Origin of the sequence: Gordonibacter pamelaeae 7-10-1-b (assembly GCF_000210055.1) — a bacterium.
Taxonomy (GTDB): Bacteria; Actinomycetota; Coriobacteriia; order Coriobacteriales; family Eggerthellaceae; genus Gordonibacter; species Gordonibacter pamelaeae.
In genome coordinates this window covers 2,557,471-2,572,423 of sequence record NC_021021.1, presented here as the reverse complement: position 1 = coordinate 2,572,423, position 14,953 = coordinate 2,557,471, and the positions used below count along the sequence as shown (strand labels likewise).

Genomic DNA, 14,953 nt, shown 5'->3' with positions numbered 1-14,953 from the left:
CGACGACGCGGCCGCACGCGAGCTGGCCGAGCACAACGCGCTGGCGGACGTGTTCGACGACGTGCGCGCGCAGTCGGCGCAGAGCGCGCTGGTGGAGCCTACTCGCTGGCCGGAGATCGGCCTCGTGCCCGGGCATCTGGATGCCGAGGAGTTCGAGATGCTCGTGTACGAGTACCTCGAGGACGAGCGCGCGGCCGAGGCCCAGGCCGAGGCGGCCGCCGCGCCCGTGTACCGCACGGCCACGCGGGCGGTGGGCGTGCCGCGGGCGTTCGGAGGCGCCGCGCGCACCGAGGCGGAGGACGGCGGGTCCGCGGATGCCGAGGTGAAGGACGCCGAGGAGGCAAGCGCCGGGGCGGCAGACACCGAGGCGACGGTTTGCGGCGAGGCGTCGTTCGATCCGGCAGCTGCCGATGCGACGGGCGACGCAGCAAAGGGCGCGCCGTCGGCTGCGGAGGCGGTTGCTGCCGGCGAGACGGTGAAGGATGCGCCGCCGGCCGCGGCGCCGCCCGAGGGCGACGACCCCTTCGCAGGCTTGGAGCTTCCCCCCGGCTACCGCCTGGTGGAGATGGAGGGCGAATTCGTGCTCGTGCCCGACGAGGAAGCCGGGCCCGTGGAACGCGTCGTCGACTGCTCGGGCATCGTGGCGCTGGTGGGCGCGCACAGCTACTACCTGTACGACCGCACCGCCATGACCGACGCCTACGCGCACTGGGCGTTCTTGGCGGCTGAGGACGACAACGTGGTGACGTTCGTGGACTGCGTGCGCGAGGACTCCCGCGTGTACCCGCGCCCGCTCGCCGCATCCAGCCTGGGCAACCCGCCGTTCAACCTGGCACAGGACGTGGTCGCTCAGACGTGGGACATCGTGCGCGAGTCGGGCGCCTATCCCGACATCCAGCAGACGACCGCCTCGAACGGCGACGTCTACTACTTCTCGACGGAGCACCTGAGCCCGGCGTATGCCGCCTCGCTGGCCGAATGGGACGCGGTGGAACGCAAGATGCATTTATAGGCGACGGGAGAGGGGCATTTCCACCTCCCCGTCGCCTCGGTTATACGGTTTGGTTCCTATTCGTGCGTTGGAGCCGCTTTGCCGGAAGCCTTCTCAACGAAGCCCTCGGCGTAGGCGCTCGGCACCACGAGGGAGCCGCTCGATTCCCGCAGACTTTGATTTACCAGGTGCATCTGGCGCAGCTTGAAAGCGAGTTCGTCTTCCTTGTAGATGTCGGTGGCGTCGTGCAGCATGGCGGCCACATCCTTTTCCACTTCCGCCAGCACAATGCGCGCGTCCTTCTCGCGTTCCGCCTTTGCCGCTGCGGCCATGGTATCCTGGAGGTCCTTCGGGATGACGATGTCGCGGATTTCCACCGACATGATGGATACGCCCCACGAGCTCGTCTTCTCTTCGATCTTCTCACGCAATTCCTGGTCCAATTTGTCGCGATGAACCGTCACGTCGGATAGGCTGTTTCGTCCGATAGCGTCGCGCAAGGCGGTTTGCGCTGCCATGGATACGGCGTCGTAATAGTTCTCAACTTCCATGCATGCCTTTTCGGCATCCCAGATCATCCAGAATATGGCGGCATCTACGTTGACGGGGACGAGGTCGGAGGTCAGGATCTCTTCCGCACTGAAGCCCGTCAGCATGGTGCGCAAGTCAGCCTTCAGGGCAACGTGCTCGATGAAAGGAATGGTGAGGTAGAGGCCAGGGCCCGCCATACGGTTGTATGCGCCGAACCGCAGGATGACATCCCGTTCCCACTGCGAGGCAATATGCACCGTGAAGATGGCGATGGTTGCGAAAACGAGCCCTGCGCACAGCACCCAGATGCTCATCTCTCCTGTCAACTGTAATCCGATAGCGACGACGGCTGCGAATACGGCAACAAAGACGAAGGCTGAGAAAACATTTGAGGCATTGTCGTCAACGTGCCTGGTGCTTGGGGAATTGAGAAATTCGATTTCGCCGGATCGAGCATTCGTGTTGCTCGCGGCTCCGGATTTCGCCCTGTTATTGAACAATCCCATATTCGCTCTTCTCCTCTTCCGCTTCTCGGGCCTTACGTTCCAGCTCGTCGATAATCGAAAGCATGTGCCCACGCACCTCGCGGTACGTCATGCCTTTCGACCGGTATTGCCTGATGCAGTTTTCAAGCAGCGCGTCGATGGCGTCTTCTTCGGATTCTTCCAACGAAATGTTCCTTTGGACGAACATGCCACGTCCTCGTGCGGATACGGCTAATCCAGAAAGCTCGAGATCGCGGTACGCTTTTGTCACGGTGTTGTAGTTGATCTTGGCTTCGGCGGCCATGCTGCGCACGCTTGGAAGCTGTTCGCCGGGTTTGAAAAATCCCGTGCGAATCAGATAGGCGAAGCGGTTCCGCAACTGTGCCCAGATGGGCAGGTCGGATGTCTCGTCCACGCGAAACAGCGGGTTGTTGTCGTTACTTTGCAATCTGTCACCTTTTTGATCGGGCTGGATAGAACTGGCGAAGTCCATGTATCAGGTATGATGCCTCCATCAATGGGCTCCGCAGGTAATGAGGCAATAACGCAAGCATAACCCGCCGAGTAAGCAAACGAAGTCCGAGACGGGTATGGCACGGCATTCCTTACGAGTAATCGAGTAGGTTTCGAGCGTAAAGGGCAGCGCAATTCCCATGCCGATCACGCCTATGCCCGCAATGGCCAGCATCTCGGGTGTCATCAAGAGGTCAAGGGATGCATCCGCCGAAGGGTTTCGAAAAGCTGCGCTGACGAATAGGGTCAAGAATACCGCCTCTGCAACAAGGCAAGCCACATGGCATACTTGGAGCGGCTTGGTTGCGCGCAACAAAAGGGATTGACCATGCGTGAACCAATCGATGAGCAGCACGACGGATACGCCCGATGAAAGAGAGGAGAACAGGAACAAGGCGACAATAGACCAATGGTTCCATAGAGGGATGCTGCCTTGGAAAAGGAATACTCCCGTATAGGCCATCGTCGCTAGGGCTCCGATGCAGCAAAGGGCTTCGACGATATCCAGCCAACGCTCCCGAAAAACAAGGGGGCTGTTGGGCAGCGATGCCGTCAGTAGAAGCGCTGCCAAGAAGGACTCGATGGCGAGCGTATAGGCGCCGAAGGTGATCACGGTAGGATGGGGAAGGAAAAACACCATCAAGGCACGCCCGGGGTTACCTAAGTCTCCGAGCAGGCAGACCATAGCGAACGCAAGCAGCAAGAAGCCCACCGTGTATGCACGGCTGCGCAGCGATTCGAATGCCGCGCGCAAGCGGACAGGATGCTCGGCGTGGCGAAAGGCGAAACTCCATGCAGACACGACGAAAAGCGCGCCTGCGGCCGCGCCACCCAAGAATAAATACGCTATGATCAATGATCCGTACAAAGCACCTCGCGTCGAATTCGATCGAGTCTTCCGCCATTATCCCACGAAATGATTCTTTAGGGAAATACCTATTGACTGAACCAGTGAATCGCAATACTATGACACCAGTGAATGAATACGGTATCTTCCGTCGGCCGCGGAGGGGACGGCGTGTTTTCATTCTGTGGGTGAACCATGGCAAAGGACAGGTTGCTCACATTCTGTTGGGGGCTGTTCGAAGGTGGACGGCGTGGCGCGCGAACGCCTGCTTATCTTCGACACCGAAGCTGATAGCGAGGTGTTGCGATGATTTCGGAATTTCCGTTGTTCCTGTTTACGACATTGGCCGGCCTAGCCGCCGGTGCCTACGCGGTAAGCGCTGTGTTTCCGGTGGGTAAGGACCCCAAGAAGGCGTGGTTGTTCCCGCTGGTGTGCGGCATTCTTCTGGCCGTGGGCTTGGTGGGCCTGCCGCTGCACTTGGGTCGTCCCGAGCGCATGCTCATCGCGCTCACGCAGCCCGGCGCCATGATTGCTCAGGAGGCGTACTGGTCCATGGCGTTCGGCGTCATCCTGATCGTTGACGTGGTGGTTTCCAAGGTTAAGGGCTCCGCACCGCGCACGCTGCACATCGTGGGCGCTATCGCTGCGCTCGGCCTCACGTTCGTGATGGCCAACGCGTACTTCGTGTCTGCCGGCATTCCGGCTTGGGCCTCGTGGCAGACGTTCCTGCTGTTCATTCTAGGTAACCTTGCTATGGGAGCAGCGCTGTTGACGCTGTTTGAGCCCAGCTTGGCGAAGAACGGCACGTACCTGATCACTGCCGCCGCGCTCGGCGTTCTGGCCATCGTCGCCATTGCTCTCGAGGCCGTGCACTTCGCGGGCGTCGGTGCGAACATGATACTTCTGGCCATTGGTGCCGTGGTTGTGGCCGCAGCCGCTATGCTGCAGTCCATGGCGAAATCGGGCAAGATGGCGCCGAAGACCGCTGCCCTGGTCGCGTTAGCCTGCGCATTCATCGGCGTCGCCCTGGCTCGTTACGGTTTCTACGCTGCGTACGCTCTGTAAGGTAAGGGGAGAGACATGACTGAAACCACGTCCGATAAAAATAATCGCGGCTTTACCCGCCGCTCGTTCATCGCTGGCGCTGCGACCCTCACTGCTGCTGGGGCTCTGTCCGGTTGCTCAGCTACTGCCAAGGGGCTCGCCCCGCATGCGGCCGACTCGTCGAAAGCCGGTACCGAGGAGATCTTATCTGGTGCATGCCGCTCTCAGTGCATTCAGGGGTGTTATCTGAACGTGCACGTGCGTGACGGTCAGATTGTGCGCACTACGGCTGGCCGTATCGAGGAAGAGCCGTTCTTCGAGCACATCTGTCCGAAGGGGTTAAGTCATCCTGCTCGCGTATACAGCGCCGGGCGCCTGCAGTACCCGATGCGCCGTGTGGGCGAGCGCGGTGCTGGCGAATTCGAGCGCATTTCCTGGGATGAGGCTATCAAGGAGATCGCTGAGAAATGGAAAAACTATCGTGAGGAGTTCGGTCCGGAATCCATCGCCTTCTTCATGGGCAGCGGCAACACGGCCGTGCTGGGCGGCGGCACAGCCGACGGGTCGGTCATGCAGCACCTACAGACCGTCATGGGCGCTTGCAGCGTGCTTCCCGATCGCGACATCGCGTTCCAGTCGGCTATGTCGAAGATGTTCGGTCCTGGCGGAGCGTTCGTGTCCCCCAAAGAATGGAGTGGCGCCAACCATATTGTCATCTGGGGCTGCAATCCTGCCGTTTCCTGCAAGCGCATGATGCACCTCTACCTTGATGCGAAGGAGGCGGGTGCACAGCTTACCACCATCGATATCCAGTACAACACCAACGTAGCGAAGTCCGATTGGTATGTTCCCGTCTATCCTGCAACCGACGGTGCGCTTGTGTTCGGCATCTTGAGCGAAGTTATTGCCCAAGGCTGGCAGGACTCCGAGTTTTTGCGGGCCCATACCGAGGCTCCTTTCCTGGTGAAAGAAGACAACACGTTCTTGCGCATGAGCGATTTGGGTGTTCCGGCTACGGAGGGCCCGGTGAATGCTATGACGGGCAAACCGACCGTCATTGATCCTGAAGTGGTATGGGACGAGGCGACACGGTCCGCCAAGCCCTATTCGGAAGCCGAAATGCCTGCGCTGGAGGGTATCCCCGAAGAGATAGAAGGTTTTAGAATCCGTCCGGTGTGGAGCATGATTCTCGAAGCTATTTCTGCTTGGACGCCCGAGCGCGCCTCTGAGACCTGTGGCGTGCCTGTCGAAGACATCAAGCGCCTTGCACGCATGTACGGTCAGGAGGGCCCCGTACTCACCGGCATGAACCAAGGCTTGAACCATTACTTCAATGCCATCTACACGTACGATTCCATTTTTACCCTATTGCTCATCACGGGTAACATAGGCAAGCCTTCCGCAGGCGTCATTTCCGGCGGTGGTAGCTTCGGCATCAGCAATTCAAAGGGCTGCATAAACCAGCCCAGCTCTAAAGGCGAGAAACCCGCGGGTCCCGGTCGTAACATCAACTGGACTGCGCTGTATGGCATCGTCCACGACCAGGAACTTCTTGGCAAACCGTTCCCGCTAAAGAGCCTGTACTGCTCGTGCACCAACATTGTTTCGAACCAGACCGAGCAGAACGAAACCATCAAATCGCTGCAGGAGATAGAGTTTTTGGTTGTCCAGGAGATGACCATGAGCGACACGGCCCTGTATGCCGATATCCTGCTGCCAGCTTGCCATTGGTTCGAGTGCGAAGATGTGCGCGTTCGTTCGTACAACATGCCGTACCTTTTGTACAACGACAAGGCGATCGAGCCCCTGTACGAAAGCAAGCCCGACTTCGACATTTATAAGATGATCGGCACCGCTATGGGCTTCGGTGATTTCTTCGACTTCACTGAAAAAGACTACATTTCCCTGTGGCTCGACAGCCCCGTGGCAAAGAAGGAGGGCGTCACATACGAATCGCTGCGCGAGACGAAGATTGCCCGCAACCATCAACTCAAGGACAATCCGCTCCTAGGCGGTAAATTCTTCTTCCAAAACGGCCGTGCCAAGTTTTGGACGGAAAAGGTCGTTCCCGAGTACAACCTGGGCCAAAAAGTCGACGAGAGCAAGGAGCATCTGCTTCTGTACTGGGAGCCGGCGCGCGAGGCAAATCTGGAAGCGCCCATTCGCAAGAAGTATCCGTACTCCGTTCTTGGCGAGCATATGCGCACGCGCAACCACACGCAGTGGTGGGATGTGGGCTATATGAAGGAATACGAGAGGCAGCCAGTTGCGCGTTTCAATCCTCATGACGCCAAGGAGCTGGGGATCGGCGAGGGCGATACCGTGCGCCTCTACAATGACCGGGGCTCGGTAACGCTGCTGGCCACCATCAATGCCGGCCAAGCGCCCAAGACCATCAACTGCCCGCGCAGTTTCCTTACGCGCGAGCACATCGATGGCGATTTTGCAACCATCTCGTTCAATGACTACAACCAGGTGACGCGCAACCAGTGCTACTTCGACCAGGCTGTTGCCGTCGAGAAGCTATAGGAGGACTGATACTATGACCCGATATGGTATGGCTATCGACCTCGAGCGCTGCGTAGGCTGCCAAGCGTGCGCCACGGCATGCAAGATCGCCAACAATCTGCCCAAGGATATAACCTACAACACGGTGTACACGAGGTCTAGCGCCGATCAGGACGATTTCGGCACGGCAGTCGTGCACGGCGCCACGGCCAACGACAATGCGTTCGGCGAGTTCCCGAACTGCGTGTTGGAATTCCTGCCGGTGCAATGCCAGCACTGCGGCAATCCTCCGTGCCTGGGCGTGTGCCCTACAGGTGCGACGAAGAAGCGCGATGACGGCATTGTATATGTCGACAACTCGCTGTGCATCGGTTGCCGCGCATGTGTGATGGCGTGTCCGTACGATCACGTGCGGTCGATGAACGGCGGTGCACCCGAGTACTATCTCGATGTGGTGGTGGGCGAGGCCGATGCGCCGACGCACGAGGCTGGCACGGTGGAAAAGTGCACGTTCTGCCATAACCTGATCGACCGAGGTGAAGTGCCGGCATGCATGCAGCTGTGCATGGGGCGCGCCCGCTTCTGGGGTGATTTGGACGACCCGGAGTCCGAGGTGTCGAAAGCCATCGAAGGGCGCAACTACTACAAGTTGCGTGAATCGGCGGGAACCAGCCCCAATGTGTTCTATCTGACGAAGTAGTCTTTTGAGCCGTCGCATCCTGCTGCGCGCGACGGCTCCCCGATAGATGGAGTGGTTCATATGGGTGAAGGCATCGATTGGAGGCTTCATCGGGCTGTGGGGTTGTCCGACCTCGCATCGCTTCTGGCGACTGGTTTCTCCTTTCCGGACGGCAAGCTCGCCCAAGCGCTTTCCAATGGGGCATTTCTCGATGATTGGCGTGCGAGCATCGTCGATGCGTGCGGCGGGGAATCGGCGGGCGATGTGCACTTGTCAAGCCGCTGTGCTGCGGCTTTCGCCGAAACCGACGAAGGGTTGCTGCGGCGCGAGTATAGCCGCCTTTTCCTGGCGCCTGGCGTCGATGTGCCGATTTGGCCCTACGAGAGTCCTTTTTTGCATCGTATGGTGGGCGCCCAAGGGGCTCCGTCGCTGTTCCGAACCCGCATTTCGATGGACGTCGAGCGTTGCATGGCAGCAGCGGGCGTGGCCACCGTCGACCTGCGTCGAGAGCCCGTCGACAGCGTGTTCCACGAGTTGGAGTTCCTAGCGTATTTGCACGCGTGTATCGGCGAGGCGCTTCGGGTTGGAAACGGCGACGCCGAGAGGGAATGGCGCGACCGTCTGTGCTCGTTTGCCAACGATCATGCTTTGAAGTGGCTTCCTGCTTTTATGCAAAAAGTGGCGGTTTTCAGCCATTTGGAAGAATATCGTGCCTTTGCCCGTTTGGGTGCGCGCTATTTAGGCGAACTGGCGACCGAAACGGGAGCCGATATTGGAATTGTGAGCCCTGCGTCCTGCAAGGGGTGATTGCATGACGTTTCTGATCGTGTTCGCATGCACGGTGGTGGCGGTGTTCCTGATGAAGCCGGCTATCAAGAAGGCGCCGGCGGCGTGGTACGTGGCGGCGACTGTGTTGATGGCGCTCTACGTTTCAGGGCTGCAGGGCTGGCTGCCGTTGCCGGTTCCGGTTCGCAGCACGCTGTTCCTGCTGCTGCAAAAGGGTTTCCTTGCGGTTGCGCTGTTCGCGGTGGTGATGTTTATTGGCGCATTTCCGCGCGATGGGAGGCCGCGCAAGCATCTTATGGCCATCCGCGCCGAGCTTTCCATCATCGCATGTATCTTGGTGTGCGGGCATATCGTCGTGTACTGCCTGTCGTATGTGCCGCTCGTGCTGGAGGCGGGCATCATCAATCCGTTCGTGGCCGTCGGGCTGGCGGTGGCGGCGGCTATCACCGTGTTATTGATCGTGCTGGGTGTCACGTCGTTCGGCTCTGTGAAGGTGCGTATGAGCAAACAGGCATGGGTCAAGGTGCAGAAGTGGGCTTACGTGTTCTTCAGCCTGACATACGCGCACGTGCTGGCCATGCTACTGCCGAGTGCTCTCGGCGGTGGTACCGCAGCCGTGCAGAGCGTAGCGGCCTACACGGTCGTGTTCGGTGTCTATGCAGTGCTGCGCGTAGCTCGTGCCTTGCGAGAATCAGAGGGGGCTGTGTCAAAAGTTTCGGCTCATCGCTTCTGACAGGTTCGTGGGGCAAGGGCAGAGCCCTTACCCCACGGGGCGATCCTCTGGCGCGTTTGCGTATTGGGACTTCATATACGGCCCCTTGCCCCTGTCTTATCCCCGTTTCTCAGGCAGAACGCTGTATCAAAAGCCCCTCCCATGAAAAGAGCCGAAGCCTGAGTGGGTTTCGGCTCTTTTCATGGGAGGACGAAAGAAAGGATGGGACCCTACGCCCGCGCCATCGCCTGCTTGGCAGCGTTCCCCCCGCTCACCGCCTCGTGGAGCTTCCTCATGTTGTGTCCGAGGGCTGCGAGCCCCCATTCGAGCGACGCCTTCTCCAGTCCTCGCAGGGTGAAGCGCTTGAAGCCCCAGTTGCTCTTGATATCGCCGAAGACCGTCTCGACGTCGGTCGCCCTCCTGCGTCTAAGGACGACCCCCGCACGTCCACTCGTCGGCCAGCTCGTCGAAGGCCCAGTTCTTCGGCTGCGTCGGGTCCTTCTTGAAGGCGCGCTTCTGCTCCTTGTGGAACAGGTTGTACTTCACGAAGGCCCTCACGTCGTTGCGCTCCAGGTAGGCGTAGTTCTCCTCGCTGCCGTATCCCGCGTCGGCGACGAGGACGTGCGGCAGGGCCTTGAAGCGGCGCCGGACCGAACACGGGGCGGATCCTCTCGCCCCTGAAAGCGCAGGTCGTGATCGCGCCGTCTCCGCCCTCGAGGGGTTTCCCCTATAAACAGGTGCGTTCGCCCCTCCCGGGGTTGACGGATCGAAGCCGCCCGGTCATAATTGCCCGAATGATTTGACCGGCGACGGCGCGGGGGGCGGAAACGCCCCTTCGCCGAACGAGAAGGGAGGAAGGCATGGCCCGGATGCTCTCGAAAGCCCGCGAGGCCGCCGCCTCCCCGGCTCCGGCCTCCCCGTCGGGGGGGCTTCCTCCCGAAGCCTGAACGCCTAGTCTCTGACCCGTCCGGCCCCCGGCCTTCCGGAAGCGGGGGGGGGTCCGCAGCGCCCCTCACAACCCTCTGCCCCGAGCGCGATAGCCTCACCGGGCTCGAGACGCGCAACGGATTCCTCGCGCATGTAGGGGCTCTCGTCGCGGCGCACCCCTCGGTCCCGTACGCCCTCGCGTGCGTCGACGTGGACCGCTTCTGCGCCTACAACGCCCGCTTCGGGCATGCGGCCGGCGACGCCCTGCTCATCGACCTTGGCAGCGCCATCTCGCGCGTGCTCTCCCCGGAGAGCGCCGGCGCGCGCCTCCACGCGGACCGGTTCGCCCTGCTTGTGCCCCGACCGTTGCTGGACGAGGCCGTGTTCCTCACCCGTTTCTCGCACCGCCCCGAGGGCGCATTCTGCAGCGTCCGGTCGGGCGTGTACGAGATCGGGGACGTCGCCCCCCGCCCCGCCGACATGCTCGACAACGCGCTCCTCGCCCTCCGCGCCGCGAAGCGCGGCGCGGGCGAGCGCCGGACGCTGACCTACCACCGTGGGCTGCGCGAAGAGGCCCTCTTCTTCCAGGACGTCGTCCGCGAGTTCGCGCCCGCGTTGCGAGACGGCCTGATAGGCCCCCGGTTCCAGCCCATCGTCTCGTATCCCGGCGGCAGCGTGGCGGGGGTCGAGGTCCTCGCGCGCTGGAAGCATGCGGAGGGTGGCCGCACGGACCCCTCCCGCTTCGTCCCCGTGCTCGAGGAGGCGGGGTTCGCCGCCGAGCTCGACATGCACATGGTCGTGCGCGCGCTCGTCCACCTCAAGGGCTGGGTCGACCGGGGGCTCGGGACGGTTCCCGTCTCGGTCAACCTGTCCCGCTCATCACTGCGGGCCCCCGGGCTGCCGGACAGGATGACGGCCCTGCTCGACGCGTACCGCCTCCCGTCCAGCCTGATCTGCCTCGAGGTTTCCGAGGAGGCGTGGAGCTCCGACCCGGCGCAGCTCAAGGCGGCGCTCTCCCGGCTCCGCGACGCCGGGTTCTCCATCGCGGTCGACGACTTCGGCGCGGGCGCCACGTCGCTCGAGGACCTGGCCGGCTCCCCCGTGGACGTCATAAAGATCGACAAGTCCTTCCTCCGCTCGCAAATGTCGGAGCGCGATGGGATGGTAGTCAAATCCCTCGTGCGGCTCGCCCACGACCTGGGCCTGGCCGTCGTCGTCGAGGGCGTCGAGACCGAGGAGCAGGCCCTGTTCCTGAAAGAGGCGGGGGTCGATCGCGCGCAAGGGTACCTGTACGCGCCGCCGCTGGACAGAGCCTCGTTCGAGGCGCTGCTTGGGGGGGGGTCTGAGCGCGGAGGGGGCTCCCCCCCCCTGCGAATCGGGCTGATACCGAAGCCCCGAGGGGGCCGGAAGGGAGCAGGGGGCGGAAAGCGCCCGGAGCGCGCGGATGAAGTGGGCGTCGAGAGGTTCTTTCATGAAGAAGGCAAAGGTTGAGAAAAGCGGCGCCAAGCGCAAGATCGGGCGCGTGAGAAGTAGCGCGAGGGCGTGCGTCGGCGTGATGTGCGCGGCGCTCCTGCTGGTGGGGGCGATGCCGACGGCCTCGGGCGCGTTCGGAGAGGATGCGCCGGAAGGCACGGGCGCGCCAGAAGCCACGGAGACCGTTCCCTGCGTGCTGGCCGCGGGGAATCCTACCAAGGAAGGGCCCGCCCCCGAGCCCGCCTTCGATGCAGGAGCGCAGGAAGACCCTGAGGACGGGCCCGAAGCGGCCCCCCTGCCCGACGGGGATTCAGATGCGGAGGGCGACCCGGTCCCCGGAGGGGACGCGCAGAATGACCTCGAGGTCCCCGGCTTGGGAACTCCGGAGGATCCCTGCGCCGTCCAGAGCGGCCTTGGCGCTGCGGAGGCGGTACCCGTTCCCGCAACGGCTGAAGAGGGGCCCCTGTCGGCTGCGCCCCGGGCGGGTACCGACCCTGCCGGGTTCAGTTGGAAATACGCGGATATCGGCGATACCAACACCTGCAAGATAGTCGGATACAACGACAAGGTGATCACGTCGGGAACCGTACACGTGCCGGCTAGGAACCCCGTGAACAACAAGAAGGTCGTCGCGCTCGAAGGAGCGAGGAATTCCTCGGGAGTTGAAGTAGGTTACACGTACCAAAATCTGAAGTGCGGCATCGACTTCTCCTCCGCGACCAACCTGGAGCGCATTGGCAACAGGGCTTTTCAGGGTTCGGGCTTGTCTGGGGTGATCAATTTCTCCGGTTGCACAAGCCTTGAGAAGATTGAAACGCAGGCTTTCCAGGACTCTTCGGGCGTAACGAGCGTAGTGCTTCCCCCCAATATCGTGAAGATCGTGAGCTATGCCTTTGCGGGATGCACGGGTATCACGGGGCCGCTGACTCTTCCGAAGTCGCTTGAAGTTCTCGGAGAATCAGTGTTCGACGGCTGCAAGCTCACCAGACTCTCGATCCCTTCGGACATCGCCCTGACGTCGATCCCCAAATACGCGTTTCGCAATAACAGCCTGACAGGCAAAATCGTGTTCCCCTCTCAGATCACGTCCTTCGGGTCCTTTGCTTTCGGCGGAGATGACGACAGCAAGAACAGTCTTACATCCGTCGAGTTCCAGGCAACAGGGTTGCTGTCCGTGGGGGCAAGTGCGTTCAAGAACAATCAGATAGCGAACGATCCGATAACCGGCAAGAGCTTCTCGATGCTGGGCGAGTTCGCCTTCGCGAATAACAATCTTTCGAGGAGGATCTCTTTCGAAGGAGATTGGAGCGGCTATCCCGGAAACGGCATCATCGCAGGCAACGAGATGGTGGAGGAAGTGGTCTTGTCCCCGCATTGGTTGCTTGTCCCGGATCGGATGTTCGATGGGGTAAGCCATCTGAAAAGCGTCCAGTTTCCTACCGGAGAAAAAAAGATCTCTCACATAGGGAGTCAGGCATTCCGCGGATGCACAGGCATCGAGGAGATCGACTTCAAAGACGCGCCCTTAGCCGACTCTGAACCGAACAGTATCGCGATAGGCGCATCGGCTTTCGAGGGATGCACCTCGCTGCGCGCGGTTCATGTTGGCAACGGCGTCTTCGGGAGCCAGAGTCGCGTCACCCTGACGATAGGTGACTCCGCGTTCAAGGGCTGCACGGCCCTCTCCTTCATCGACATCCCCGAGCCGACCAGCGGGGTGACGACGTTCAGCGTCAACATCGGGAACCGGGCGTTCATGGACACCAACCTCGGCGCGTTCCCCGGCCCCGACAACACCGCCCTCGGCTTCCTCCCGTTCGACCGCCGAAGAGTCCTCTCGATCGGCGCGTCCGCCTTCGAGAACGCCGGGCTCAAGGGCGTCACGCTGCCCGACACCCTTGGATCCGTCGGGGATCGGGCCTTCGCGGGCAACCACATGACGAACCTGGAGCTGCCGAGGAACAAGAGCCTGGACGAGCCGGGCAAGGTCGGGTCGGACATCCTGGCGGACCAGACGGTCAAGACGCCCGCCGTCTGGGGCGACTCGATCAAGGGCGGCCCGGGCAAGGCCGACATAATCCTCGAGGCCCTCCACGGGCTGGGAGTGGTCCACGGGAGGGTGGACTCGGTGTCCCTGAACGTGCCGAACACTGCTGGCGGCTTCGATCACCTCACGCCTGAAAATAGCGAAACGTGGCCGGAGGACGACAGGGCCACGTACGACAGGGGCCTCGTCACGACCCCGAGCGCCACGTTCACGTACGGCTACCAGGTGTGGAGGGAGGGGGGCGAAAGAGCGCTCTCGCACGGCACCGTGACGCAGGGATCGGTGAAGAAGGGCATCCCGTTCGAATTCTATTACTACGACAACGAGGAATTCTCGGGAACGCCCGACACCCACACTCAGTGGGTGGGGGAGGACTTCTTCCCCGTAGAGAACATGCACGGCTTGGGGAACTTCGGCTTGGAGAAGCCCGGATACCGCACGTTCCCGGGCGCCTACGAACCTCGCTATAACGCCGGATGGAGGGACGGCTCCGGGCCGGGCGACACGGGCCAGCCGGTGGACCCGGAGATCATTCCGGCGGTCGACGGACAGAAACCCAAGTTCTACAACCGATGGATCGCGAACTCCTACAGCGTGTCGTTCGACGACAACTGGGAGGAGATGGTGGCGAAGAGCCCCGAGCTCGGCAAAGACGACGGCTCGGGCACGATCGTGCGCAACGACAGGTGGGTGTCGGGGTCGACGGCGAACATGACGGGGCTGGTCTACGGCGAGTCCGCCCCGCTTCCCGAGAACGGGTTCAAGATGGGGGCCTACGTGTTCGACGGCTGGGCGACGTCCCCGGACCTCGCAGAAGGCGATCGCATGGAGGGTTCGAACTTCTTCTCGCCGGGCGCCTCGATCGCGACGCCGAGCCCCGCGCCCGCACACGAGGCCACCCTCGTGCTCTACGCGCAGTGGAAGGCCGTGGACTACGGCGCGGACGATCCCGCGCTGCTCGGCTTCCTCTCGATCCCGCAGCACATCTCCCTGGAGCCCCACGGAGGCTATCTCTACTCGAAGCCGACCGATCCCGCAGCGGATGCGGACAACCATGCGGTCGTCGTCTCCGCCAAGGAGGAGGGCCCCGGCGCGACCTGGCCCTCCGGTACGTCGTACAAGGTGTCGGTGGTGCGGCCGGGCGCCGGCGCGCCCCTGCTCGCGCTCTCGGGGGACGGCGGCGACGCCAAGGAGATCGACGTGCTCATGGCCGACGGGAGCCTGTACGACCCCGGCCCCAACGGCATCCTCGGCTCCGGGGCCGTGCCCGATCCGCTCATGGTGATCGACCCGCACGACGACGCCCGGAGCAAAGGGTCGTTCTCGCTTAAAAGCGTCGATCCCGCCAGCTCCTTTATGGCCAACGTCCGCTACGCGGGGACGATGACGTTTCGCGTCGACGCCGTCCAG

The 14,953-nt window shown here is 61.9% G+C and carries 11 protein-coding genes and 3 pseudogenes; 9 read left to right on the top strand and 5 right to left on the bottom strand.

Annotated features, from left to right (window positions below):
• On the top strand, positions 1-1,012 hold a 1,012-nt coding region (locus GPA_RS16910; RefSeq protein ID WP_049784137.1), incomplete at its 5' end, for a hypothetical protein.
• Between the two features lie 56 nt (positions 1,013-1,068).
• On the opposite strand, the gene GPA_RS11945 is transcribed toward GPA_RS16910, so the two are convergent.
• The 3 genes and pseudogenes from GPA_RS11945 to nrfD all read right to left on the bottom strand — a co-directional run.
• Complete coding sequence (locus GPA_RS11945) at positions 1,069-2,028, bottom strand: slipin family protein (protein WP_049784135.1); 960 nt, start codon at positions 2,026-2,028, stop codon at positions 1,069-1,071.
• Positions 2,012-2,500: a GntR family transcriptional regulator gene (locus tag GPA_RS11940; protein WP_015540014.1), complete on the bottom strand. Its 489-nt coding sequence runs from the start codon at positions 2,498-2,500 to the stop codon at positions 2,012-2,014. Before GPA_RS11940 ends, GPA_RS11945 begins: the two co-directional genes overlap by 17 nt.
• Positions 2,501-2,521: 21 nt before the next feature.
• Positions 2,522-3,391: pseudogene (gene nrfD / locus GPA_RS11935) on the bottom strand (NrfD/PsrC family molybdoenzyme membrane anchor subunit); the annotation flags it as partial.
• Between the two features lie 282 nt (positions 3,392-3,673).
• Here nrfD and GPA_RS11930 point away from each other — a divergent pair.
• From GPA_RS11930 to GPA_RS11910, 5 genes are read left to right on the top strand one after another with little or no spacing between them, the layout of a single operon-like run.
• Positions 3,674-4,432, top strand: coding sequence for a DmsC/YnfH family molybdoenzyme membrane anchor subunit (locus GPA_RS11930; RefSeq protein ID WP_041239569.1), 759 nt, complete (start codon positions 3,674-3,676; stop codon positions 4,430-4,432).
• A 15-nt stretch (positions 4,433-4,447) separates the two neighbouring features.
• Complete coding sequence (locus GPA_RS11925; protein WP_041239568.1) at positions 4,448-6,940, top strand: molybdopterin-containing oxidoreductase family protein; 2,493 nt, start codon at positions 4,448-4,450, stop codon at positions 6,938-6,940.
• Between the two features lie 13 nt (positions 6,941-6,953).
• Entirely contained in the window at positions 6,954-7,619 is a 666-nt protein-coding gene (locus GPA_RS11920; protein WP_041239567.1) for a 4Fe-4S dicluster domain-containing protein, read from the top strand.
• 60 nt (positions 7,620-7,679) lie between these two features.
• A complete protein-coding gene (locus GPA_RS11915; RefSeq protein WP_015540012.1) occupies positions 7,680-8,405 on the top strand; it encodes a TorD/DmsD family molecular chaperone in 726 nt (241 codons plus the stop codon).
• A gap of 4 nt (positions 8,406-8,409) precedes the next feature.
• The gene (locus tag GPA_RS11910) at positions 8,410-9,117 is read left to right on the top strand and encodes a ferric reductase-like transmembrane domain-containing protein (RefSeq protein WP_015540011.1); all 708 of its coding nucleotides are present in this window, start codon (positions 8,410-8,412) and stop codon (positions 9,115-9,117) included.
• 209 nt (positions 9,118-9,326) lie between these two features.
• Here the strand turns inward: GPA_RS11910 and GPA_RS20640 are convergent.
• A pseudogene (locus GPA_RS20640) lies at positions 9,327-9,518 on the bottom strand (transposase); the annotation flags it as partial.
• Between the two features lie 4 nt (positions 9,519-9,522).
• Positions 9,523-9,654 (bottom strand): hypothetical protein, encoded by a 132-nt coding sequence (locus tag GPA_RS20430; RefSeq protein WP_261798086.1) that lies wholly within the window; start codon positions 9,652-9,654, stop codon positions 9,523-9,525.
• Between the two features lie 486 nt (positions 9,655-10,140).
• On the opposite strand from GPA_RS20430, the pseudogene GPA_RS20425 reads away from it, so the two are divergent.
• The 3 genes and pseudogenes from GPA_RS20425 to GPA_RS11900 form a co-directional block, all read left to right on the top strand.
• Positions 10,141-10,392, top strand: a pseudogene (locus GPA_RS20425) (diguanylate cyclase domain-containing protein); the annotation flags it as partial.
• A gap of 111 nt (positions 10,393-10,503) precedes the next feature.
• Positions 10,504-11,514: an EAL domain-containing protein gene (locus tag GPA_RS11905; protein WP_231847704.1), complete on the top strand. Its 1,011-nt coding sequence runs from the start codon at positions 10,504-10,506 to the stop codon at positions 11,512-11,514.
• Positions 11,515-11,689: 175 nt separating this feature from the next.
• Positions 11,690-14,953, top strand: a 3,264-nt coding sequence (locus tag GPA_RS11900; protein WP_231847639.1) for a leucine-rich repeat domain-containing protein, incomplete at its 3' end; no start/stop codon positions are given.